Source organism: Faecalibaculum rodentium, from assembly GCF_001564455.1.
In the GTDB taxonomy this organism is placed as follows: Bacteria; Bacillota_I; Bacilli_A; order Erysipelotrichales; family Erysipelotrichaceae; genus Faecalibaculum; species Faecalibaculum rodentium.
Genome location: NZ_CP011391.1, coordinates 1220617 through 1245097 on the forward strand (window position 1 = coordinate 1220617; position 24481 = coordinate 1245097).

At 53.2% G+C, this 24481-nt stretch carries 20 protein-coding genes and 2 tRNA genes; 9 read left to right on the forward strand and 13 right to left on the reverse strand.

From position 1 onward, the window contains the following. Window positions 1-3: 3 nt before the first annotated feature. The 3 genes from aalo17_RS05975 to ltrA all read left to right on the forward strand — a co-directional run bounded on the left by aalo17_RS05975 (window position 4) and on the right by ltrA (window position 4057). Entirely contained in the window at window positions 4-1155 is a 1152-nt protein-coding gene (locus aalo17_RS05975; protein ID WP_067556879.1) for an AI-2E family transporter, read from the forward strand. An 89-nt stretch (window positions 1156-1244) separates the two neighbouring features. Next, window positions 1245-2123 carry a putative manganese transporter gene (locus aalo17_RS05980; RefSeq protein WP_067556882.1) on the forward strand — a complete coding sequence of 293 codons (879 nt, stop codon included), beginning with the start codon at window positions 1245-1247 and terminating at the stop codon, window positions 2121-2123. 584 nt (window positions 2124-2707) lie between these two features. Next, window positions 2708-4057 carry a group II intron reverse transcriptase/maturase gene (ltrA, locus tag aalo17_RS05985; RefSeq protein ID WP_067556885.1) on the forward strand — a complete coding sequence of 450 codons (1350 nt, stop codon included), beginning with the start codon at window positions 2708-2710 and terminating at the stop codon, window positions 4055-4057. A 148-nt stretch (window positions 4058-4205) separates the two neighbouring features. Here ltrA and aalo17_RS05990 read toward each other — a convergent pair whose 3' ends face one another. Further along, window positions 4206-5114, reverse strand: coding sequence for a YitT family protein (locus tag aalo17_RS05990; RefSeq protein ID WP_236940522.1), 909 nt, complete (start codon window positions 5112-5114; stop codon window positions 4206-4208). Between the two features lie 82 nt (window positions 5115-5196). On the opposite strand from aalo17_RS05990, the gene aalo17_RS05995 reads away from it, so the two are divergent. The 5 genes from aalo17_RS05995 (at window position 5197) to aalo17_RS12600 (ending at window position 7765) form a co-directional block, all read left to right on the forward strand. After that, window positions 5197-6408 carry a CapA family protein gene (locus aalo17_RS05995; RefSeq protein WP_067556888.1) on the forward strand — a complete coding sequence of 404 codons (1212 nt, stop codon included), beginning with the start codon at window positions 5197-5199 and terminating at the stop codon, window positions 6406-6408. Window positions 6409-6558: 150 nt separating this feature from the next. Continuing rightward, window positions 6559-6633 (forward strand) — tRNA-Cys (locus aalo17_RS06000). A gap of 3 nt (window positions 6634-6636) precedes the next feature. Further along, a tRNA-Leu gene (locus tag aalo17_RS06005) sits at window positions 6637-6723 on the forward strand. Window positions 6724-6812: 89 nt separating this feature from the next. Next, complete coding sequence (locus aalo17_RS06010; protein ID WP_082743273.1) at window positions 6813-7490, forward strand: HAD hydrolase-like protein; 678 nt, start codon at window positions 6813-6815, stop codon at window positions 7488-7490. 32 nt (window positions 7491-7522) lie between these two features. Then, entirely contained in the window at window positions 7523-7765 is a 243-nt protein-coding gene (locus aalo17_RS12600; protein WP_145907547.1) for a hypothetical protein, read from the forward strand. Here aalo17_RS12600 and aalo17_RS06015 read toward each other — a convergent pair whose 3' ends face one another. The 8 genes from aalo17_RS06015 to aalo17_RS06050 form a co-directional block, all read right to left on the reverse strand. Further along, entirely contained in the window at window positions 7766-8458 is a 693-nt protein-coding gene (locus aalo17_RS06015) for a Bax inhibitor-1/YccA family protein (protein WP_082743274.1), read from the reverse strand. A gap of 28 nt (window positions 8459-8486) precedes the next feature. Continuing rightward, on the reverse strand, window positions 8487-10184 hold the full coding sequence (locus tag aalo17_RS06020) for a phosphoenolpyruvate carboxykinase (ATP) (protein WP_067556891.1): 1698 nt from the start codon (window positions 10182-10184) through the stop codon (window positions 8487-8489). A 114-nt stretch (window positions 10185-10298) separates the two neighbouring features. Then, a complete protein-coding gene (locus tag aalo17_RS06025) occupies window positions 10299-11990 on the reverse strand; it encodes a proline--tRNA ligase (RefSeq protein ID WP_067560149.1) in 1692 nt (563 codons plus the stop codon). A gap of 233 nt (window positions 11991-12223) precedes the next feature. Beyond that, window positions 12224-13444, reverse strand: coding sequence for a peptidase U32 family protein (locus aalo17_RS06030; RefSeq protein WP_067556893.1), 1221 nt, complete (start codon window positions 13442-13444; stop codon window positions 12224-12226). Continuing rightward, window positions 13441-14373 carry a peptidase U32 family protein gene (locus aalo17_RS06035; protein WP_158507740.1) on the reverse strand — a complete coding sequence of 311 codons (933 nt, stop codon included), beginning with the start codon at window positions 14371-14373 and terminating at the stop codon, window positions 13441-13443. The genes aalo17_RS06030 and aalo17_RS06035 overlap by 4 nt, the downstream gene beginning before the upstream one ends. Beyond that, window positions 14349-15182 (reverse strand): DegV family protein, encoded by an 834-nt coding sequence (locus aalo17_RS06040; protein ID WP_067556898.1) that lies wholly within the window; start codon window positions 15180-15182, stop codon window positions 14349-14351. Before aalo17_RS06040 ends, aalo17_RS06035 begins: the two co-directional genes overlap by 25 nt. Beyond that, on the reverse strand, window positions 15175-15855 hold the full coding sequence (locus aalo17_RS06045) for an HAD family hydrolase (protein WP_067556900.1): 681 nt from the start codon (window positions 15853-15855) through the stop codon (window positions 15175-15177). Before aalo17_RS06045 ends, aalo17_RS06040 begins: the two co-directional genes overlap by 8 nt. Continuing rightward, entirely contained in the window at window positions 15852-16187 is a 336-nt protein-coding gene (locus aalo17_RS06050) for a hypothetical protein (RefSeq protein WP_067556903.1), read from the reverse strand. Before aalo17_RS06050 ends, aalo17_RS06045 begins: the two co-directional genes overlap by 4 nt. Before the next feature lie 82 nt (window positions 16188-16269). On the opposite strand from aalo17_RS06050, the gene aalo17_RS06055 reads away from it, so the two are divergent. Continuing rightward, complete coding sequence (locus aalo17_RS06055; RefSeq protein WP_067556906.1) at window positions 16270-17547, forward strand: hypothetical protein; 1278 nt, start codon at window positions 16270-16272, stop codon at window positions 17545-17547. Between the two features lie 130 nt (window positions 17548-17677). On the opposite strand, the gene aalo17_RS06060 is transcribed toward aalo17_RS06055, so the two are convergent. The 4 genes from aalo17_RS06060 to nifJ form a co-directional block, all read right to left on the reverse strand. Next, entirely contained in the window at window positions 17678-18412 is a 735-nt protein-coding gene (locus aalo17_RS06060; RefSeq protein WP_067556909.1) for a carboxymuconolactone decarboxylase family protein, read from the reverse strand. Window positions 18413-18569: 157 nt separating this feature from the next. Beyond that, window positions 18570-19559, reverse strand: coding sequence for a choloylglycine hydrolase (gene bsh / locus aalo17_RS06065; protein ID WP_067556912.1), 990 nt, complete (start codon window positions 19557-19559; stop codon window positions 18570-18572). Window positions 19560-20238: 679 nt separating this feature from the next. Then, window positions 20239-20889: an IS3 family transposase gene (locus aalo17_RS06075; protein WP_257721852.1), complete on the reverse strand. Its 651-nt coding sequence runs from the start codon at window positions 20887-20889 to the stop codon at window positions 20239-20241. A 55-nt stretch (window positions 20890-20944) separates the two neighbouring features. Continuing rightward, entirely contained in the window at window positions 20945-24469 is a 3525-nt protein-coding gene (gene nifJ / locus aalo17_RS06080) for a pyruvate:ferredoxin (flavodoxin) oxidoreductase (protein ID WP_067556921.1), read from the reverse strand. Window positions 24470-24481 lie beyond the last annotated feature (12 nt).

A 24481-nucleotide genomic window follows, 5' to 3' on the forward strand; every position in this document is an offset into this window, starting at 1 on the left:
CCTATGAAAGTTGAAATCAACCGGGATATGCGCCGGAAGATCATTATTTATTCCTGTTCCCTTGGATTTGCCATCATCCTGTTCACGTTGATCAACCATCTGGACAGTGTCATGGATGTCATAAGCCGGATCCTGTCTGTCCTGGGTCCATTTCTGTTCGGCATTGCCATTGCCTTTTTGATGAACAAACCCATGGAGTGGTTTGACCGTCAGTTCCGGAACCGGACAAGCCTGAAACCTGGAAAATGCCGGCTCCTTGCGGTCCTGACAGTCTTTGTGCTGATGATCCTGTTCATCACCCTGAGTTTTTCCGTGGTGGTTCCCAGTCTTTTGGACTCCATTCGACAGTTTGTCAACAGCCTGACAGACTATTCCAGCACCCTGGGACGGTATATCAACTATCTTTCTGATGCGATCGGGCTCAGTCCCAGTCAGTCGGAAACCCTGATCACCCAGCTGGATCTGTTTCCATCCATATCGAAGGCAGTCCAGCAGTACCTGCCGAGAATCGCAGACATGGGCATGGATGTTGTGAAGTTCCTGATGAACTTCCTGATTGCCATGGCTGCAGCCGCCTATATCCTCCTCGACAAGGAAAAACTGCTGATGGGACTGCAGAAGCTGAACTATTCCCTGTTTTCCACAGATGCGGCGAATTATCTCACATTGTATTCCAGGGACGTCCAGCATGTATTTGAACAGTACATCGTGGGGAACCTGATTGATTCTCTGATTGTGGGTCTCATCACCTATGTCGGCTGTCTGCTGATGGGCTTTCCCTACGCCCCGATGTTTGCATTCATTGTGGGAGTCACCAATGTGATTCCTGTTTTTGGCCCGTTTCTGGGTGCCATTCCCGTTATCATCATCCTGCTGCTGATCAAGACCTGGTATGCAGTCATGTTTGCCATATTCATCCTGATCCTGCAGCAGATTGACGGCAACGTCCTCAAGCCCATCATCCTGGGGGACAAACTCGGGATCTCCGGCTTCTGGATCCTGTTTTCCGTTTCCGTAGGAGGATCTCTGTTCGGGATTCTGGGAATGTTCCTTGGCGTACCGGTATTCGCACTCATCTATGCCGGTATACGTGATCTTGCAGAAATGCGTCTGAAAGAAAAAAACATTCATCTGGAAGAAAAAGCGGGCACATGACCCGTTTTTTTTGACTTGTTTCGACTACCATGGGTACAGTCAGAGCATCTGCCTGTCTGCTGGCAGATCATGGAAATGGAGGAATACAGTTGGAGTTTATCCTGGAAATACTGGAGCATTCCCTGGAAGATACCTGGGCAATGCTTCCGCTGCTGTTTGCAGCTTATCTCGTCATCGAATGGTTTGAACGGCGACCCGGTGATGACAGCCCGATGTTCTATGCCCTGCAGAAATATGGCCCGCTCGTCGGCGCGTTGATCGGTCTGATTCCCCAGTGCGGGTTCTCGATTCTCGCCGGAATGCTCTTCATGCAGGGAAACATCACACTGGGAACCATGATCGCGGTTTTTGTGGCCACGAGCGACGAAGCGATACCCATACTCCTGTCACACCCTGACCTCTATGGATCGCTGGTGCTGATTCTGATCCTGAAGTTCATTGTGGCGGTTCTGGCAGGTTACCTGACTGACCGTCTGTTTCCCCAGAGTATACAGAGGTTTGAGGACTTGCCCGAAGAGGAGCAGGAAGAAGAATTGGAAAAGGACACTGCCACAGCCGGGGCCTGTCCCTGCTGTTACCCCGATATACCGATCTGGAAAAGTGCCCTGCTCCGGACGCTGAAAATCTACGCCTGGGTATTTGCTGTTACAGTTCTCTTCACAGCCCTGGTCCACTGGGTGGGAGAAGAAACACTGGCGGGATTCCTGCTGACCGGCAGCTGGTTTCAGCCGCTGCTGGCAGCCCTGTTCGGATTCATCCCCAACTGCGCGGCAACAGTCGTTCTCACCGAGCTGTTTGAATTCGGGACCCTGAGCTTCGGAAGCCTGTTCGCCGGTCTGGTCTCCAATGCCGGACTCGGACCTCTCGTGCTGATTCAGTATCATGCGCCGTGGAAAACAGTGCTGCGCGTTTTTCTCATCCTGCTGATCACAGGCACGGTTTCCGGCATGCTGCTGCAGCTGCTGTGATTCCCGATTCTGTCCGGCTGCGGCCTTGCGCTGCGGCCGGTCTTTTTCTGGTGTGCCCGGCATGGCATACATCTAGGTGGTGAAAGTCCACTATGGGAGCGTATCATCGCAACCGCTAACCATTAGCCCAAGGCAAGGGGCTCTCTGGTAACAGGAGTTCTGAAAGAAGCCCGGCGGCAAAGTTCCGGCCTGAGGAACACGAATCGCATATAAGGCCATAGACGGAGACGAGCGTGCCAGACAGTGCAAATCATAATAGTTGCGGATGACTGTCTGTGGTAGATGCGGCAGGTGTATGGAATGAAAGATGTATGACCTTACCCGGGGAGGTCCTGTCAGCGAAAGGAACCATCAAGCCACGATGACACGCCTTCCGCAGTAACAACGAATGGCAGGAAGTCAGCCGAGGCCATAGTAACGAGGAAGTCCCTGTAATGGGGATGGAGTGAAGGGCCGAACGTACAATTTACTGCAAATATCAGGAATGCTTCCTGCACGAAAAACCGAGAAAGGACAAACCCAGAGAGCCCCTGAAGATGAGTAAGGAAGGGCAGTGCGGGAACACGTGAAAGAAAGGGGCAGTCATGGACCAAATAAGACTGATACAGCCGGAAGACCTGAGCACACAGGAAATCTTCTCCATGGAGAACCTGACCAATGCGTGCAGACAGGTACGGCGAAACAATGGAGCTGCAGGGGTAGATGGAGTCAAAGCCAGAGAACTTCCTGCCTGCCCCGGAGAGTATTGGGAGCGACTGCGGGAACAGATACTGGACCGCAGTTATAAACCACTGCCAGCCAAAAGGACCGATACCCCGAAACCGGATGGGAGCATGCAGGGGCTCAATGTCCCGGCTGCCAGAGATAGAGTCATACAGGCCTGTCTGGCAAACTATCTGGATTATAGGAAGGACTTCGAGATGAGCAACAGCTCATACGGGTTCAGGAAGAACAGGAGATGTGAACAGGCGATACTGAAAGGCCTTGAGTTCATGAACGACGGGTATGACTGGATCGTCGACATCGACCTGAGGAAATTCTTCGACACGGTGGACCAGGACAGACTGATACGACTGATAGACAACCTGTTTCACAACAGAGATATAACTGCCCTGACGAGGAAATTCGTCAGGGCAGGAGTCATGATAGACGGCAAACTGACCAGGACGGAAAGGGGTATCCCACAGGGAGGACCGCTTTCACCGGTACTGGCCAACATCTATCTGGACCAGGCCGACAAGGAACTGGAAAGCAGAGGGCTGAGATTCACGAGATACGCAGACGATATGCTCATCTATGTGAAGTCGGAAGCCGCCGCCAACAGGGTGATGAAGTCATTCAGCAATCATCTGGAAAAGAAGCTGAAGCTGGAAGTGAATGCTTCAAAATCGAAAGTGGCCAGACCGGATGAAGTGAAATATCTGGGGTTTGGTTTTACAAAGAACAAAAGGGAATGGAAGGCGATACCGCATGAGAAATCCATCCATGAGTTCGAACAGAAGATGATGAAGCTGACGAAGCGGAACTGGAGCGTATCCCTTGAAGAAAGAATGGAAAAAATCAACCAAGTCATCAGGGGATGGAGCAATTATTTCAGATGCGCATGGATGTATAAAAAGAACATGCGGAAACTGGACAGCAAGCTCCGGAGAAGAATCAGGGCCATTATCTGGAAGCAGTGGAAAAGCATCAGGAAAAAAGAAGAGAGCCTCATCAAACTGGGATGTCCCAGAGACAAGGCTCACTCATATGCGTGTGCACGACAAGGATGTGTCCGTTGTGCAGTCACGTTCCTGAACAAGTATATCAGAAATATACACCTGAAGAAGAAAGGCCTCCTGACCATAGAGGAATACTTCGATACGGTGGCAGAAAGGTTCATGAAATCATTTGTACGAACCGCCCAGTGCCGAACGGCACGCTGGGTGGTGTGAGAGGGTCTGATGACACCTACTCGATTACCTGGGCCGACCGGATGTCCGGCATATGACAGCTTCGGACAAGTAAGAAATAACAGACAGTCATGAACCTTCAGGAGCGTCCAGGACAACAGAAAAGCAGCCTGCCTGGCTGCCTGCTGGATCATTCGATGGGCTGCTGGTAAAAAGAGCCATAAAAACTGTTGGTCGAAAGCGTGTTGACGATCACCGTGGGATCCACACGCCGGACATTGGCGATCACATCCGGGAGCTCATAAGACGAAATCACGGCCTGACAGATATAATACCGCCTGCCGGAATAGGCCCCGGTTGCGTCAATGATGGACATGCCATGATGACAGACGGTAAAGAAAGCATCTGCAACCTGATCCGGATCCGTAGTCGTGAACTGCACCGTGACCTGTGAGTACCGCTGATACAGCGAAGATATGGATTTTGTTGACAGGAACTGAAACAGGATCGAATACCCCGCTGCCATCCAGCCAAAAGAGAAGCCATACAGAACATACATGACACAGTTGGCATAAAAGACGTATTCAAAAATGCTTTTGTGCAGCTTTGTGCTGACATACTGTGCAATAAAGTCAGTTCCACCGGTGCTGCCTCCCGCCCGGAGCGCAAGGGCTATGGTGAACCCCCAGCCGATCCCGCCAAAGAGGATATTCAGCACTTTGTCTTCCACCAGAGGCGTGAACGTGAAGATCTCCAGAAACAGGGATACGAGGGTAAACTGAATCGCCGTCAGCATGACAAACCGCTTGGAAATCCGTTTGTAGGCCCAGATGGCTGCCGGCACATTGAGCACCAGAATGCCGACGGATGTGGAAAAGGGGATCCCGATTCTGGCCAGCACCTTCTGCATGAACAGGGCGATTCCTGTAAAGCCTCCGGAAATCAGGTTGCAGGGATCCATGAACACCTGCATCACGAAGGTCTGGCCAAGGGCACTGAGGACAATCATGGTCAGGGACAGCATCAGATGAATGTGTTTGTTCTGTTTGTCCAGTTCCCTGAGGCTGGGCATCTGTTTGAGAGGATTGGTCGGTTTCATGTGATTCACCTTTCATGAGATATCATAGCCGATTTTGCAACAGAACCCGCAGCGAATCAACCGCCAGTGCTAAAATCGTGATATGAGCACAAATCGAAAACAGAGAGTCTGGCATACAGCCGGAACCATCCTGCTGTGCCTGGGGCTGGCTGCATGTCAGATTGCAGGGCCGGGTGTTCCTGCCACAGATGACACCTCTGCCCGCATACAGGCAAATGACCGGACAAGTTCATTTACGTTTACTGGAGTGGGTGACAACCTGCTGCACGACACGCTGTTTGTCTACCACGAACAGGATAACGGAAACCGGGACTATTCGGGAATGTACTCGGAGGTTACACCGTATTTTCAGAACTCGGACATTGCATATATCAATTTCGAGACACCCTGTGCCGGGGATGCATTCGGTCTGTCAGGATATCCTTCCTTCAATGGACCACTGGAGATGATCGACACCCTGGCGGGGATGGGACTGAACTGGTTTTCCACGAGTTCCAATCACTCCATGGATGCCGGTGCAGACGGACTCCTGGCAGAAATGGCATACATCAACGAGAAGTATCCCGGCATTTTCTACACCGGCACCTATCCGGATGCAGGCAGCCAGACCATGCCAGCTGTCATGGATGTCAACGGCATCAAAGTCGGTCTGGCAAGCTTCACCTATGGACTCAACGGATATACCCTGCCTGAGGACAAGCCATGGCTGGTGAATGTGTTTGTCAAAAATGAAGAAACCGGTGAAGTGGATTATGCACTGATGGACAAAATACTGGATCCCCTGACTGCCGCCAGCGATGTGCAAATCGTATCCATGCACTGGGGTGTCGAATACCAGAACCAGCCATCCGACATGCAGAAACAGGTGGCGGCGTATCTGCACAAAAAAGGCGTAGAGGCCGTCATCGGCTCCCATCCCCATGTGATTCAGCCGGCCGAGCTTCTGGAAAGCGAAGACCAGCAGACACTTGTCTATTATTCTCTGGGCAACTTCATTTCCGGCCAGGACCAGAACTGCACAATGGTGGGAGGCATGGCGCAGTTCACAATCGACTACGATTTTGACACAAAAAGAGCCACGATTGTCGATCCGTCCTTTACGCCGACTGTCACCTGGATTTCTCCGGATCTGCGACGATACAACACCCAGCTGTTCCGGGATTATACAGATGAGGAAGCTGCCACGCAGTATGTGACGGTGGTTCAGGGCCAGGACTGCAGCAGAGCCTATGTACGGGACTACGTAACACAAGTGATGGGAAAACCCGAGAACATACAAATCGTTCTTGACTGACAGGTTCCGGTTCCCTCATCCAGGAATCAGAGCGTATACTGGACATTCTTCAGGATGTACGGATACGGGAACCCTTTCAAACTCTTCGAAAACAAAAAAAGCTTGCGTCATTCGACCATTCACGGTATTATAAACAGGCGCAAGCGACATGGTTCCGTAGCCAAGGGGCTAAGGCAATAGACTGCAACTCTGTGACCGCCAGTTCGAATCTGGCCGGAACCTCCATTTGGGGATATGGCGAAATCGGCAGACGCAACGGACTTAAAATCCGTTGAGAGCAATCTCGTGTGGGTTCAAGTCCCACTGTCCCCACCAACGGACATAAAAACAGGGACCCTGCGGTCCTCTTTTTTTTACCCGGCAGTTTTCTATGCCTGCAGATGCCGGAAAAGGAGCTGATATATATGGTTGATTTGATACTCTTCGATCTGGATGGAACATTGACAGATCCGGAAGAAGGCATAACTAATTCCGTAGTCTATGCCCTGCAGACCTACGGGATCCAGGAGTCCCCTTCCCGCTGCCGCAGATTCATCGGCCCTCCTCTGGGCCCTGAACTGCAGGCTGTCTACGGTGTAGATCCGGTGGAATCCGTCCTTCGATTCCGGGAATACTTCGAGCAAAAAGGCATTTACGAGAACAAGCTGTACCCCGATACAGTCAGCGTGCTGAAGGCACTCAAGGAAGCCGGGAAAACGCTGGTGGTTGCCACATCCAAGCCGCAGGTGTATGCAGAAAGGATCCTGGATCATTTTGATCTCCGACAGTACATTGACGGTGTATTCGGAGCCACACTGGATGAATCAAAAGTCCTGAAATCGGAAATCATTGCGGATGCCCTGGCAGCATTCGATCAAAGACCCGTCGTCATGGTCGGGGACAGGCTGCACGATATCCATGGAGCGGCTGAAAACGGAATACCATCTGTTGGACTGCTGTCAGGCTTCGGTTCCCGTCAGGAACTGGAATCAGCTGGAGCAGACTATATCAGATCAAGTCTCACGGACGCGCTTGACCTGCTGCTGACTGTCCCGGAACCGCAGCGGGCGCCAGAAGACGGGTTAAACCGCAGTCGGAAATAGTGAAAGACCAGTCAACAGAGTCAGGAAACATCATGGAGCCGGAACTGCATCAGTGCATTTCCGGCTCCTTTTGTTGTGGCGGTGCGGTCAATCAGTTCCTGTCGCAAACCGGCTTGTGCGGATGTGTCCGCTGCAGCTTCCAATACGATTGTCTGTTCTCATGCTGCTGCCTTAGCCATTCATCGGTCTCTGTTGCTTCCCGCCTGCATCTGTACTATATACCAGGATTTGACGAAAATAAAAAACTGGCAAGAACAGCCAGTTTTCCGGAATAATCAGTTGTTGCTGGAACGGCTTCCAAGCAGCCGAAGGATGTACAGGAAGATATTGATGAAATCCAGGTACAGCTCCAGTGCCATGAAAATCGACAGCTTTCCCTCCATCATGGTACCTTCGGCCTGTTCCAGCATCACAGGCAGACGCTGGATATCCCAGGCTGTCAGTCCGGTGAAAATCAGCAGACCGACAATGCTCATCAGCCGCACCATCATGGGAACGTGAAACAGGATCAGCAGAAGCTGGGTGATCACCAGCGCAATGAGGCCGCCGATGCAGATCGTCCCGATCCGTGTCAGATCCATCTTCGTGGTATAGCCAATGGCAACCAGACACAGGAAATACACCGCGCTGACCACGAAAGCCAAGGCAATGGTTCCCAGGTCATAGACATAGGCCAGACTTGTCAGGGAGACCCCCATGGTCGCTGCATAAATCACGTACAGGACCTTCATGGTGGACTCCTTCATGCGGTAGATCCCGGCAGTGATGGAAATTGTGAGCACGATCTGTGCAAGCGCAAGGATCAGGCTGAGCATGGGCACGTTGTAGAGCATGTTCAGGAACGTTCCACTGGAGTAAAGCACAGCGGAGACCGCTCCCGTGATCACCAGACCGCCGGCCATCCAGCCGAAGCTGTTCAGCACGGCCTTGCGGATGCGGTCAGGTGAATATACAGAATAGAGATTCATGAGTCAAATTTCTTTCTAAGTCCGTTTGTTATTCTTCTGTGATGAAGGACAGCAGCTGGGCAGCTGCATCATTGATTCCATCACGGTTTTCCTTGTCGAACCCAAGGTGCGTATAGATTTCCCCCAGGTACGTTCCGTTTTCCTTGAGGGCTGTGAACACTTCATCGATGATCGGTTCACAGAGTTCCTGCTTCTGCATGGGGCCAAACGGATTCGCAAAATAGGTGGTGGAGATCCCGACCTCCTGCGTGGTTCCCAGCGCCATGCGCTTGCCCATTTTGCAGGTTTCCTTGGCTTCTTCCACAGACAGCTCGTTCATGCCCAGCTTGTCTGTGTAGTTGTTCGCATAGCAGAACAGATCGATCGGATGATTGTGCACAACGACCCGATAGGGAGCGGCCGGGGACACCATCCGGGCATTTTTGTTTTCCGGACCCATGAAAATGGAACGGTCCATATCCCGGTAGGCTGTACCCGGATCCAGGTCATCCAGGCGGACAAAAGCGCCGATTTCAGTGCCCTGTCCATAGGGAACGCCGTTTTCCAGGTGGATGGTCCCCATATCATCGAACACGACCTCGATATCTTTGATCTTGTCCTTCCCCGCGGCTTTGAGCGCCTCGATGGACTCGGATTTTCCGGCACCGGAGTCACCCATGAGCATGATGCCTTTCTTGCGGCCGTCCTTCAGGGTGATGTTGACAAACGCTCCGTGGATCGGCAGCCAGCCTTTTTCCATCATTGCCAGGTTGTGCAGAGTCAGGGACATTTTCTTCAGATAGCCAAAGTATTCGATTCTCGGGTGGTCCGAAATGCAGCCAACCCAGATGTTGTTGTCTGTGTCGTGATAAAACTCCGTGGCGTTCTTTCCGTCTTCGTTGCCGAAAATCACCACGAGATCCGGCTTGCCGGTGGTCTCTTCTTTGGTTGCAATTTCAAACAGATTGGCCAGGGACAGAGCACTGGCGGTGTACTTGGCATTGAAATAGACATAGCACAGCAGACTGCCCACCTTCATGGGGAAGCAGAACCACTCTTCCGGGTCCATGTTCAGGTAAGTCATGGGGTTGACATCTGTTTCCGTGAACATGCCTGTCCGCTTGCTGGATTTCGGGTGAAGGATCATCGGAGTCCGCAGCATGACGGTATCGATCACCGGAATCTTTGCCAGCGCTTCGTAGCCTTCAGCAAACGGCTCTTCCTGATGATGCACAGAGAAGCAGGCATTGGTGCCGGCCTGCACCTGACGGTATACCAGATTCGGCCGTCCCTTGAGCTTTTCCTCAAACAGACGGTAGGTTCTCAGAATCAGGTCATTGAGGTGGGAATCCTTGTAAACCAGGGTGTTGATTCCGAAATCCGGCGCGTTGTCGGATGTCATGTATCCGAATCTCTGGAGGCTCCGCCATTCGTGATACGCTTTCTCGATGATATCCAGCATGAGTTCGATGTTTTCCAGATAGGGACTTTCAATTTCGTCCAGCTGGAAGACAGCCAGTTCACGCAGGAAATGAACAACTTTTTTTGCACTTTCCGCGACAGAGTATTTTCCCTGCTGCCGCAGGTAATCGTACATCTCCGGGCTGCTTTCCTTCTGCTGTCCGATAAAGTAGGTCACAAACTTCAGGAACGCCGGAGATGCCAGCAGGGTCTCCCTGTTTTTGGGGTAGGACTGGGAATAGTTCAGAAGAACCTGCCGGTTGCCGATGTGGATGTTTTTGTTCATGGGAATGCTCCTTCCTTGGATTGTCTAAGCCAGCCTCCGGCTCAAAGAGACTGGAGTTGTCTGAAACAAACTATACTCTAGCATATGAACAGGTGTATTTCAACGAAATACATATCAGCCAATCAGGCTCAATATGCGTTCTTTGACCATATCCACGGGGATTTCTTCCCTGACACCGCTTTCACGCTCGGTCCATTCGACCATGCCGCTGTCGATGCCTCTGCCGACTGTGACACGGTATGGAATGCCTATGAGTTCCATGTCCTTGAATTTGACACCCGCACGCTCCGGACGGTCATCCAGGACCACCTGCACACCGGCAGCTTTCAGGTCTTCATACAGCTTCAGCGCAGCCTTTGCCTGAGTCTCGTTTTTCATGGAAACAGGCACTATGGCAATCTGGAAAGGGGCAATTTCCAGGGGCCAGATAAGACCCGCTTCATCATGATGCTGGTCGGCGACTGCCGCCATGCAGCGTTCCAGCCCGATACCGTAGCTGCCCATCCAGACAGGCTGCAGCTGGTTGTTCTCGTCCAGATACTTCAGATCCATGCTTTCCGCATACTTGGTTCCGAGCTTGAACAGGTTTCCCACTTCGATGCCGTGCTCGAATGCCAGCGGTTCTCCACAGTTCGGGCAGATGTCCCCTTCTCTGACCTGTGAAATATCCGCAACTTTCCAGGGTTCGAAGTCAGTAACATTCACATTCAGGAAATGGTGATCCGTCTCGTTGGCGCCGACGATGAAGTTTTTCTTTTTCAGCACCTGACGGTCCAGGATCACGGGAATATCCAGTCCGACAGGCCCGGCAAACCCGACAGCCGCCTTCGTAGCTTCCTGCACCTGTTCTGGTGTCGCCAGAGTGAGTTCCAGTGCCCCCAGCAGCTTGCCTGCCTTGGTTTCATTCAGTTCGCGGTCCCCGGGCAGACAGAAGGCATAAAGCTTGCCGTCGGCATCATAGATCAGCGTTTTGACAAAATCAGACGGCTCCCGTTCCAGGAATGCCGAAATTTCCTCGATGGTACCGGCATTGGGCGTATGGCGCTTTTCCATCTCCAGGGGGTCGGATGCATCCATTGCAGCTGTGTCCGGCACCTCGGTGATTTCCAGGTTAGAACTGAAGCCGCAGGACGGACAGTGGACCACCGTGTCCTCGCCAATGGAAGACAGCGCCTGGTATTCTTCGGACAGCAGTCCGCCCATGACACCTGTGTCAGCCTTGACGATGCGGTAATCCAGACCCAGGCGGTCAAAAATGCGGCAGTAGGCGTCATACATTTTCGCATAGCCGGCATCCAGTCCCTCCTGGTTGATGTCAAAGGTATAGGCGTCCTTCATGATGAATTCACGGACCCGGATCAGGCCGAACCGCGGTCTGGGTTCGTCCCGGTATTTGTGCTGGATCTGGTACAGGTTGTAGGGAAAGTCCTTGTAGCTGCGCCCATCCATGGCTGCAGCCACCGTGAACAGTTCTTCATGGGTCGGTCCCAGGGAGTAGGATTTGCCATACCGGTCTTTCAGGGTGAACATGTTGTCCCCGAAGGCTTCCCGGCGGCCGGACTTGATATAGACTTCTTCCGGGATAATGGCCGGCATCAGAAGTTCCTGGGCACCTTTGGCATCCATTTCCTCGCGGACGATTTCCTCGATGTTTTTCAGGACCTTCTTGCCCATGGGCATGATCATGTAAATGCCGTTGGAGACCTTTTTGATCATTCCAGCCCGGACCAGCAGATTGCTGGAGATGCTGTCTTCATCACGGGCATTCTCCCGCAGCGTATAAAAAAAGCTTTCACTCAGTTTCATGGCAGATTTCTCACTTTCGTATCCAAAATTATATCGCAGGTTCCCTTGCTGTGTCATCCGGTCATTTTCAGACAGACTGGCCCTGACCGTCTGTCTCTCCGACTGCCCTGACTGACCTGACTGCTCCCTGCCTGCAAGCCTGTGTGCCATTCGGTCACATCCGGAGCGCAGCAGGCTTGCATCACGCCGGTCACTGTGACTGACCTTTACGACCTCAAGAGAAAAAACAGGCATCAGACTGCCTGTTTCTTCATGGTCTTCCGGATCATGGCTCCTGTCTGCACCGGACCATCCCAGCGGGCTTTCACCACCTGCATGGGCCGGTTCAGGATCAGCGGCTTCTGTCCGTCTTCATCCATCACTTCCTCGAGTCGAATGATCTGCGGCAGGATATCCGGGCCAAAAATCTCCAGTTCCTGTGCCGGGTCTAGGCGGTTCCGGATCTGGATCTGGATCCAGCCGTTTTCATCCCGTTCACTCAGTACGAGGGCTGTGAATTCCTGCGTCACCAGTTCTGCGTGTTCCCGGTACAGCTGCATTTCAGCGCCCGGAAGGCCTTCCAGGAAACCCGGACCTGTCGGCCGGTTTTCCGCTTTGTCCAGTTCTTTCTCCAGCTGGTGGAAGAATGATTCTGTGAGTTCCTGTCCTGATTCCACTGCATCGATCAGCCGCCGGTATGTGCTGACCACTGTGGCCAGGTAATAGGCGGATTTCATGCGGCCTTCGATTTTCAGGGAAGCCACACCTGCCTCGATCATGGCCGGGATCTGCCGGATTCCCCTCAGATCCTTGCTGGACATCGAGAACGGCTTGTTAGGGTCGCTCAGCTGCACATCCGAGCCATCAAACGGAAATACATGATATTTCCAGCGGCAGGACTGCGCACAACCGCCGCGGTTTGCATCCCGGTTCGTCAGGTGGTTGCTCAAAACACAGCGGCCGGAATAGGACACACACATGCCACCGTGAATGAAGGCTTCCGTCTCAGTCTGTGCCCGCTGGCAGATCTGGCGGATTTCCTCCATGGTGCATTCCCGTCCAAGAACCACCCGGTCCATTCCCTGCCTGGCCCAGAAATTGACTGTGGAAGAGTTGACTGACGAATGCTGCGTGGAGACATGCCGTTCAAAGCGGCAGCCCAGTTCCTTCGCCCGCAAAAGGATCCATGGACTGGCAGCGATAATTGCATCCACTCCGGCATCATCCAGATTGCGCAGCCATTCATCCAGACCTGCCAGGTCTTCTTCATGGGGGATCATGTTGACTGTCACATGCACCTTTGCATTGCGGCTGTGGGCATACGTCACCAGTTCCCGAATGTCCTCCAGCGTGAAATTGGAGGCTCTGGAGCGCAGGGAGAAAGCCTGTCCGCCAATGTATACTGCATCGGCTCCGTAGTCAATGGCGGTTTTGGCTTTTTCCAGATTACCGGCCGGGGCAAGAAGTTCAATCACTGTGTTTCCTCCTTGGTCTTGACACTCTGCTGTCTCCAGGTTCGGTCACTGCCTGGAAGCTGCATGCCAGCCACGCCGCCATCGATCACCGCCTGATAGGCAGTCAGGGCAGCGTTACGGTCGGAAGGCTCCAGAAACCGGGTATCGATGCGCAGACGGTCGATCCCGGCATGCAGCAGAGCCGGCAGCTGCCCGAGGGACTGGACTGGTTCGGGAGAAAACAGAACGGTGCCGCTTTCCTGCTCCAGGACCGGAATCCGGTTCGGCCGTGTCGTTTCCTGCAGACTGAACTGCCCTTCCCCGATCACCGAGCTGCCAATGGTCCGCCCATAGGCTGTCAGCAGTTTCCGGCGGGAGGAGAGTACAGGATAATAGCCATGGATCTGCACTTCCAGTCCATCTGTCCTTCCGGCAATCGCAAGGACTTCTTCCAGAGACAGTTCATGGGCCAGGGAGACCACATCCGCTCCCATCGATTTCACGGCCTGAACATCGGCACTGCTGCAGATCAGGGTGTCCGGCTGGAAGATCATCAGGCCGTCATACCCTGTCTTCCGAGCAGCCATGAGGACAGCCTCATCTCCATAGTAGAGCCCGTCGGCATCATGCAGAGAGAGAAGCAACTGTTCCAGCGCATCCAGATCTTCTTCCATCACAAAACCGGGGAGAAGTGCGTAGAGCTTTCGTCCTTCCTCGATGGTCCGTAAACGAAGCTTGCGCCAGTCCTCCACGGTGAATGCCTGTGGAAATCCTGCGGCGAAGGGCTCCACTGGTACAGCCAGACTGCCATGAACCGGTATGGGATCTCCGGGATTCAGTGTGACAATCAGCTCCGGTTTCCTTTCTGACTTCCCGAAAGCATTTGACGGAACACCCTGGCTGTCCATGCTTCTGCTTTTTTCCATCAGTCTGTTTTCTTCTCGAACCATGCCGCTGCAATGCCTCCCGGACCAGTGTGTGTACCAATGGCACATCCCACATTGATCTCCTGCACTGCATGTCCCTGCAGAAGGTCCTGGTTTTCTACCAGATATGCCTGCAGCAGCGCATCGTCAGTACCGGTATATCCAAGGGCCAGCGGCTTGTCGAAATCGATTCCGGAAGCTGAAATGGCTTCCGTCAGGTACGCTCTCCCCTTTTTGACACCACGCGCTTTGCCCTTGACCACAGCTTCCCCGTTTTCCACGGCAATGACCGGCTTGATCTTCAGAAGAGCGCCTGCCATAGCCGCCACACTGGACACCCGCCCTCCCTTCTGCAGATACTCCAGGGTATCCAGCAGCGCCAGCAGGCGAATCTGTTTCTTTTCCTGCTCCAGAAGTTTATACGCTTCTTCCAGCGACAGTCCCGCATCCCGGAGTTCCATGGCTCTCTGCACGAGAATCATCTCGCCGATGGTGACAGTCTCGCTGTCCAGAACCTTCACTCCATGGTCAATCATGGAGGCGGCCAGACAGGCACTCTGGTACGTGCCCGAGAGCTTTGAGGAAAGACAGATCACCAGGACATCCTTGCCGGACTCCTGCACCGCCTGGATGGCCTCTTCATAGACACCGGGAGCGATCTGACTGGTTTTGGGCAGCGTGCTGCTATCTTCCAGACGCCGATAGAAGTCGTGACGGCTCAGGGTGACGCCGTCGAGGTATTCCTTGTCATCGATGGTGATGTTCAAAGGCAGGACGGTCAGTCCCGCTGCACTTTCCAGGTCGCACCCGGAATCCACGACAATATCAAACATTGTATTCTCCTTCCAGCTGACGCAGCAGGGCTGTCAGCTCACTTTCATCATGCGCGATGTAATCTGCTGCAGGCCCGGATCCCTGATGCCTGCGATCGAAATGAATCGTATGCCAGCCCAGCGCTTTGGCTCCCTCCATATCGTTGTGGTAGTTGTCTCCTATATACCAGAAATCTGAAGGATCCGCGGTCACAGCCTGGAATGCGCGGGGGTCCGGTTTCGCAAACCCGATCTGTCCGCTGGTAAAGGTATGACTCTCCGGGAAGAACCGGTCTGTCTTCAGGGCGCTGAATTTCCTTCTCTGATGGACATCCGGGCCATTGGAGAGAATCCAGAGACCGGACCGCGTATCGGCAAGCCATTCCTCCAGCTCCGGCGCCATGCGGATTTCCGTCTGAGCCCGCCGATAGGCCGCCTGAAAGGCCTCGGCCTGTGCCAGTGTGACTGGCTGACCCCACCATTCACAGGCTTTCCGTATCCTCAGCACACCGGACTGATCCACTGTCAGTGTTCCATCCTGCACCTGGTCGAAAATCTCCTCCGAAAATGCGCGGGTCTGTGTATAAAAGGCTTCCGGATCTGCCTGCAGCCCCGGCAGGACCTCTGCTCTTGCCTGGTCAAAGGGACTGCGCATATCGTAGAGCGTATCATCACAGTCAAAGCAGAAGTTCATGACTGGTCCCCCTTCCCGGCTGGCGAACGTGGCTGATCCGCAGGGGGTGTCAGCGGTTCAGGCAGGTCATCCCGGCCGGGGCCCTCTGTCAGGAGTTCCTGGCGGGAAGCAGCGGCCGGATTCACGAAATCCTCCTTTGTACCAAACAGTACATAGATGTTCCTGGAGGACAGCTGCAGCTCCATCAGCTCCTGCATCAGCTGCGGATCGGCCGGGGTCTCTTCGTGAATGACAGCCAGAAGAAGCGGTTCATCCGGCTCGCACTTTGTGAGCGAAGCAAGCGTCTGCCTGGCTTCAGGCAGGTTTCCTGGAAATATTGTTCTCGTTTTCACGCTCCCGATTATACCACGCCCGCTTCTCTGTGCTCTTTGTATTTCAGCGGGTGCAGAATACCGGCTCTGATACAATGAACTCATGAAAAGAATACAGATCATTGAATTCAGTGCGGCGGTCCTGTTTCTGGTATGTGGAACCGGCCTTCTGATCTGGCCGCGGCTGTCTGGACAGCTGCTGTACTGGATCATGACTGCCCTGCTTGCAGTCACATTCATTGTCCTGATCATCCGCAGATTCACCTCAGGCAGCCGCATCAACTATATTCTGGCTGCTGCTGCAGCGGCGCTCCTGGTTCTGGTTGCTTCCATGCCAGGGGTGCTGGCCAGTGTTGCCTTTGGCATCTACATGCTGTTCTGTGCAGTGTCCTACTTTCTCCAGGCCTATGCCGATGGACTCTCCAACTGGAAGAATCCCTCCAATCTTCTCTTCGGATTCGGCTATCTGGTCCTGGCACTGATTCTGTTTCTCGCCAGACACGATGACAGCCGGCTGCTGCAGATTGTGATCGGATGGTATCTTGTCTTCCAGGGGCTCGAACTGCTGGTGATCCACGTCACTGCCAGACATCACAGACCGCTGGGGGTCAGCGTCATGAACCATATGACGTCCCTGCCCGTTGCCTTTGTCACATTTTTGCCATTCATGGTGCTCGAACTCATGGAAAAACATGTCAAAACAGATGGCAGCATCTCCTACAACCGTCAAAAAAGCGAAGAGGCACCGGACCTGATCGTCTACATCCACACCGGCAAGGAAGGCGTGCACGCTGTGGGACACATGACATTCTGCTTTGAAGGTCGCATGTACTCCTACGGCAACTATGCCAAGCGGGAGGAGAAACTGGCGGGTACCCTGGGCAAGGCTGTGTTTTTCACCGTGGCTCCCGAGGTCTATATCAATAACTCCTGCATTTATGAAGGCAGCACACTCTATGGATTCGGGCTGAAGCTGACGGGTGAACAGGCAGAAAATCTGCACCAAACCCTCGAGGAACTGACTGCCGGCATGGCTCTCTGGAAATGCCCGCTCCAGCAGGACTCTGATGGATGGCAGAAACCCGAAGAATACATGAAAGACTACGCCAGCCGGCTGTTCTGGAGAACCGGGTGCAAATTCCGGCAGTTCACGCATGGTCCCTGGCAGACGTACTGGGTCATGGGCACAAACTGTTCCCTGTTTGCAGAAACGGTCCTGACAGCCGCAGGCTGTGACATACCCCGAAAAAAAGGAATCGTTTCCCCCGGCGAGTATTTCCAGTATTTCCAGGAGTTGTTTGCCGATCCGGACAGTCAGGTGATCAGCCGGACCTGGCATACGGCCGATGTGCCTGAGACGCTGTTCAGGACCTGGGCCTGATCTGCAAGGCGGCAGACTGCGGAAATGAAAAAGACTTCGGATTCTGAAGCACACCCGATGGGCCGGAATCCGAAGTCTTTTGCTGTTGCAATGAATGATGAAGATCACTGTCACCTGAACGCCTGGGCGGTCACTTCAGCGTCTCGTAGTCTGCAGGATCCACCGGGTCTTCCCATATGGTCCCTGTCTCGGTCCCCGGCAGTTCCATGGCCAGATGAGAGAACCACGAATCTGGTGCGGCCCCATGCCAGTGTTTCGCATTCGCCGGAATCACAATGGAATCACCAGGATTCATTTCTATGGGATCCTTGCCCCATTCCTGGTAATAGCCGCGCCCGCCGACACAGAACAGCAGCTGTCCCCCGCCTTCTGCTGCCTGATGGATGTGCCAGTGATTCCTGCAGCCGGGTTCAAAGGTGACATTCGACAGTCCGCCACCCAGCGGGGCCAGCCAGCTCTGTCCGTCAAAATACTGTGCATAGGCATCGTTGGGCTTTCCGATGGGAAACTGGATCGTTTCCTGGTAGTCGGCTTTGGGATCGTTTTCGGTCCAGATGTCTTTCGCGAGCCGGAATGCAGCCCAGGCTTTGGGCCATCCGGCATAAAAGGCTGCATGCGTAATGAGTTCTGCGATTTCAGTTCCTGTGACACCGTTGTTTTTCGCGTTCTGCAGATGATGGGCAAAAGAAGTGTCTGTCAGTCCCTGGGCCATCAAAGCCGTTACGGTGATCATGGAACGTTGTTTCAGGGACAGTTTGTCTGTTCGGTTCCAGACCTCCCCAAAAAGAATGTCATCATTCAAATGTGCGAATTCCGGTGCAAATTCTCCAAGCTGCTGCCGCCCGGCTGTCTGTCTGACTGTCATGCTGTTCCTCCTTGACGTATCTGATCATGTCTATTGTAGGAAATTGACAGCAGCTAAGAAAATACCGGTTTTGCACCTGTCTCTATGCCTGACAGGCATGAAATAATCCGGTCGGAAAGCGGAATACAAAAAGCACGCCATAATGGCGTGCAGCAAATCAGTTCTGTACAGTCACCTGCAGATCACGCAGGACAGGGTAGTCGGTCAGCTTGTCTGAATCCAGATCTTCCTTCATCAGATCGACCGCGCAAAGAGACGGATTGGAATACGTGGTGTAGTAGAACCGTCCGGTCTTCGTATTGGCACCGCAGGTATACTGCGTGATCTCATATTCATCAGGCTTTACCTGGTCTGCGCCTCGTGTCTGGGATACCGAGCCGAGAATATGGAAGAACTGCGAGACATTTGCTTCCTCTGTATCCTCACAGACGGAATTCAGTGCGCTGAAAGCGACACGGACGAATCGGGAGATCGAATCCAGACCGCCGGGGATGCCTGCACTGCCCATTCCGGCACCGAACTTGATGAAGCCCGGGAAATTCTTCGAGAACCGTGTCGTTTTGAAATCCCGGATTTTGTTGGAGCAGTTGCAGTAGAACGAGAGGTTGTTGACGTGGAACGGGAAATCCGGCTCATTGGTCAGTACATGATAAGGGTTGTCATGAACCTGAAGTCCTTTTTCGGTGCTTTCTACGACAATTGAGCTCTCTGCGTCTGCGATCAGCCAGTGCAGCGGGCTTGGAGCGTACTTTGCACTGAACCCTTCATTGGTGATGTTGATGTTTTCGAGCTCCTGGCGGGCCTGGGCGGTGGTTTCACACCGGCTCAGAATATAGGGGATGAATTCAAAAGAAGCAATGTTTGTCTTCCCTTCCTGCACCGGAAAATATCTGCAGCTGGTCCAGAAGGCAAGGCCGGCACATCCCAACCCTTTTTCATTGATGCCCTCGAAATACAGAGGATAGTCATCCTGAATCATGCCCATTCCGATCATGGCATGATGCGCCGGGATGGAATCGGTATGACGCAGCTTGAATTCATAGTTTCGGGGTGTGATGACAACACTGACGGGATAGTCGATTTCAAGATCGAGATTGCGGCCGAAAAAATGGTTCGACCCATTGGTAAATGAAAGACCTGTACACATAAAAAATCCTTTCTGCAGAGCATGTCTGCGGCAGAGTCCTGCCTGTTCATTCTCCTTCTGATTATATTAGCCGGCCTGCAGAAACTCCGTTCTGAAGCCCGTGAGGCCGGTGACCCTGCAGGCGGAAAATCGAGTAGGTGTCATTAGACCCTCTCACACCACCCAGCATGCCGTTCGGCACTGGGCGGTTCGTACAAATAACCTTTCTGCCACCGTATCGAAGTATTCCTCTATGGTCAGGAGGCCTTTCTTCTTCAGGTGTTCATTTTAATGAACCTGTTCAGGAACGTCGATGCGCACCTGGCATATCCCTGTCGTGCGTATGCATATGAGTGAGCCTTGTCTCTGGGACATCCCAGTTGGATGAGGCTCTCTTCTTTCTTCCTGATGCTTTTCCACTGCTTCCAGATGATGGTTCTGGTTCTTCTCCGGTGTTTTCTGTCCAGCTTTTGCACTGTGGTCCCATGTCAAGAAAACGGACACTGACTTTAGAGAGTCGGCAGATACTGCCAATTCTACGAAAGATTTCCTCCGCTTCCTCCCTTGACAGTGGGGCCCACTATCCCCTGGACCCCTTTTTTTTCCTTCAACCAAAGAGTCAATAGCTGACAGTTTTGGCTGAAGGCTCATTAGTCTACCAGGGGATAGCCCACTGTAAAGGGCGCTTCAGAATTCTTTCTCAATTAGTGCTGGTCCTTGGGTACATTACTTCATATTCTGTTGGGGGCATATATCCACAATGACTGTGTATCCGTTTCGGGTTGTACCACCCGTCAATATATTCGCTCACCAGTCTGTATGCGTGTCTGAAGTTCTGGATAACGAACCTGTTCAGCCACTCCCTCTTGATCAGGGAGTGGAACGATTCAATACAGGCGTTGTCGTATGGAACACCTTTTGCTGAATAACTCCGTACCATTCCTCTGGTCAGTTTCCTGTACAGATCACAGGTATAGTGGACTCCACGATCTGTATGGATCATTATCGGCTCATTGGCCGGTCGCTGTTTCCTGGCTTCTTTGATTGATTCCAGAATCGGTCCTGTATCCAATGTTTTGGTAAGCTTCCAGGAAATGATCTTTCTCGAATAGAGATCCATGATGCAAGCCAGGTAGACGAATCCATCCTGTCGTGTATGGATGTAGGTTATATCTGTACACCATACGCAGTTTGGGTGGTCTGGAGAGAAGTTTCTATCCAACAGGTTCTTCAGTTTTCCGCTGAAATCACTGTGTATCGTTGTTTGTGTATGTGGTTTTACCCACTGTGCCCGGATCCCCATTTGACGCATATAGACTCCAACGGTCCTTTCTGTGATGGTTGACCCCAAAAAAAAACAGGAGAGTCTGTTCAGACTCTCCTGCTGGTGTTCCCGTCAGGAACGATTACATCTTGTTGTCGCGGATTGCTTCCAGACGGGCGTGACGACGTTTTGCGTCAGCTTCCGCCTTTGCAAAGATCTCCTCTGCGAATTCAGGGCCTTTCAGCTTCACGAGCTGCGCATAGCGGGCTTCCTTCAGCATGAAATCCTTCATCTTGGAGTAGTCAGCCGGCTTCTTCGTGTCAATCGTCAGAGGCTGTTCCTTGCGCGGATCATAGCGGTACAGGTCTACATAACCGCATTCCACTGCATCACGCTGAACCTGCTGGTGGTTGCCCAGGCCGCCCTTGATGCCGTGCTCGGCACAGGGAGAGTAGGCAATGATCAGGGACGGTCCATCGTAGGATTCTGCTTCCTGGAACGCCTTCAGTGTCTGCATCTTGTCGGCACCCATGCAGACAGAAGCCACGTAGACGTGTCCATATGCCATGGCAATCTGACCCAGGTCCTTCTTCGCAGTGCTCTTGCCGCCTGCAGCAAACTTGGCTACAGACGCACGGGGAGTGGACTTGGAAGACTGACCGCCGGTGTTGGAGTACACTTCGGTATCCAGAACCAGGACGTTTACATTGACGTCGTTGGCCAGAACGTGATCCAGACCGCCGTAACCAATGTCATAAGCCCAGCCATCACCGCCGATGATCCAGTTGCTCTTGGCAACCAGGTCACCCTGCAGCAGAGTCTTGACGTCTTCGTTTACATCTGCAAATGCCACGAGTTCCTTGATTTTCGGGGCAAGTTCGCGCTGTTTGTCCTTGTCGTTGCCTGCATCCAGGTACTGCTGGAACAGGTCTCTCAGTTCCGGAACGACCTTGTCCAGGTTTTCTTCCATCGCTTTGTAGATCTTGGCCTGGCTGTAGTTGTTGGCCAGTGCCATGCCATAGCCGAATTCTGCGTTGTCTTCAAACAGAGAGTTGGCCCATGCCACACCGTTGCCGTTCTTGTCCTTGACAAACGGGCTGGAGGGGTTGGCACCACAGTAGATGGAGGAGCAGCCGGTTGCGTTGGCAATCTGCATATCCTGACCGAACAGCTGGGAAGCCAGACGGTAGTACGGAGTTTCACCGCATCCAGGGCAGGATCCAGGTACCTCGAAGTACGGCATCAGCATCTGGGAACCCTTGATGGTGCCCTTCGGGAACAGGTCGTTCTTGTATTCGGTTTGCTTGAACAGGTAGTCTGCCAGAGGATCGAGGTACAGCTGAGAGTTGACATCGACCATCTTCAGAGCCTTTTCGCCCTTCTTGCCCGGGCATTCGTTGGCACACAGACCGCAGCCCACGCAGTTGGAGGGAGATACCTGAACACGCCAGCGCAGGTCTGTATCCTTTTTGCCCATCAGAGGCAGTGTTGCAAAGCCTTCGAATTCCTTCGGAGCATTTGCGATTTCTTCCGGTGTCAGGGCAAAGGTACGGATCGTGGCGTGCGGGCATACAAAGGAGCAGAATCCGCACTGAATGCAGTTGTCGGGGTTCCATTCGGGAACCAGCGTTGCAATGGTGCGTTTTTCCTTGAATGCGATGTTGTTCTGCATCGTGCCGTCCAGGACGCCGTTCTTCGTGAAGGAGGATACGGGCATGTCATAGCCTTCCAGACCATTGATCCGGGCAGCGTATTCATCCCAATACGGATCGCCTGTGGCTTCACGCAGAGAGGAAACGGGCAGATCTTTCCATTCGGGCTTCACTTCCACTTCCACCAGGCCGTCCTTGCCGGCGTCAATGGCTTTGTAGTTGAGTTCAACGACTGCATCACCCTTTTTGCCATAGGACTTCTTGGCAGCAGCCTTCATCAGTTCGACTGCCTTGTCCAGCGGCATGATCTGCGGGTTCAGTGCGAAGAACGCAGACTGCAGGATGGTGTTGGTCCGGCGTCCCATGCCGATGTTCTGGGCGATTTCCGTAGCGTCGATGATATAGAACTTGGCGTCCTTGTCAGCCAGTTCCTTTTTCAGACGGTTAGGCATGTGCTTCACGATTTCGTCCTTGTCGAACGTCGTGTTCAGCAGGAATGTTCCGCCTTTTTTCAGGTTGCGGGCCAGATCGTACTTGAACATGTAGCTGTCCAGAGATACGGAAATGAAGTCCGCGTTGTTGATGTAGTAGGTGGAGTGGATCGGGCTGTTGCCGAAACGCAGATGGGAACGGGTTACGCCGCCGGCTTTCTTGGAGTCATAGGCATAATATCCCTGTGCATACATGTCGGTGTTGTCGCCAATGATCTTGATGGAGGACTTGTTGGCGGAAACGGTACCGTCGGATCCCAGACCCCAGAACAGACATTCAGTGGCATCGCTGTCAATGATGTAGTCCTTGTCCACGGGCAGCGATGTGAAGGTGACATCATCTTCAATGCCGACTGTGAAACCGTTCTTCGGTTCTTCCTTCTTCAGTTCATCGAAGACAGCCTTGATCTGGTTGGGGGCTGTATCGTGGGAGCCCAGGCCATATCGACCGCCGACAATCTGAATGTCCTTGTCCTTCAGGGATGCCAGAACATCCAGGTACAGAGGCTCGCCGGAGGCGCCGCCTTCTTTTGTGCGGTCCAGAACAGCGATCTTCTTTGTGGTGGCGGGCAGTGCCTGCAGCAGGTACTTGGTGGAGAACGGACGGAACAGGTGAACTTTCACCAGACCGATTTTCTCTCCCTTTGCCACAAGGTCATTGACCACTTCTTCCGCTGTTTCATTCACGGAACCCATGGCCACGATCACACGTTCGGCATCAGGAGCACCCACATAGTTGAAGGGGTGATATTCACGGCCGGTGATCTCGGAGATCTTGTCCATGTATTTGGCCACGACATCCGGGATGTTTGCATAGTGTGTGTTTCTTGCTTCCACACCCTGGAAGAAAATGTCGTCGTTTTCGTTTGCGCCGCGGGTCACAGGGTTGGTGTGAGGCTGCATGGCGTTTTTGCGGAACTCATCCAGTGCTTCGTAGTTGATCAGTTCCTTGTATTTGTCAGTGTCGAACACTTCGATCTTGTCCACTTCGTGGGATGTGCGGAAGCCATCGTGGAAGTGCAGGAACGGTGTGTGGGACTCAATGGCTACCAGGTGCGCGATGCCGGCCAGGTCCATGACTTCCTGAACGGAGCCGGAGCTCAGCATCGGGATGCCCGTCTGGCGGACTGCATATACGTCTTCGTGGTCGCCGAAGATGTTCAGAGAACGGCTGGCAAGGGACCGGGCTGCCACATGCAGCACGACGGGAAGGTTTTCACCGACCCACTTGTAGATGTTGGGAATCATCAGCAGCAGACCCTGAGAAGCGGTGAAGGTTACCGGCAGGACACCTGCCTGGGCAGCACCGTGCACGGCACCGGAGGCTCCGGCTTCGGACTGCAGTTCTGCAATTTTCAGCACTTCATCGAAGGCGTTCTTACGTCCCTGTGTCGCCCAGACATCCATCACCTCGGCCATCGGGCTGGACGGCGTGATCGGATAGATGCAGCTCATTTCCGAAAGAGCATAGGCGTTATGAGCGGCAGCAGTGTTGCCGTCCATGGACTGGAATGTTTTCGCCATGTGTATATAATC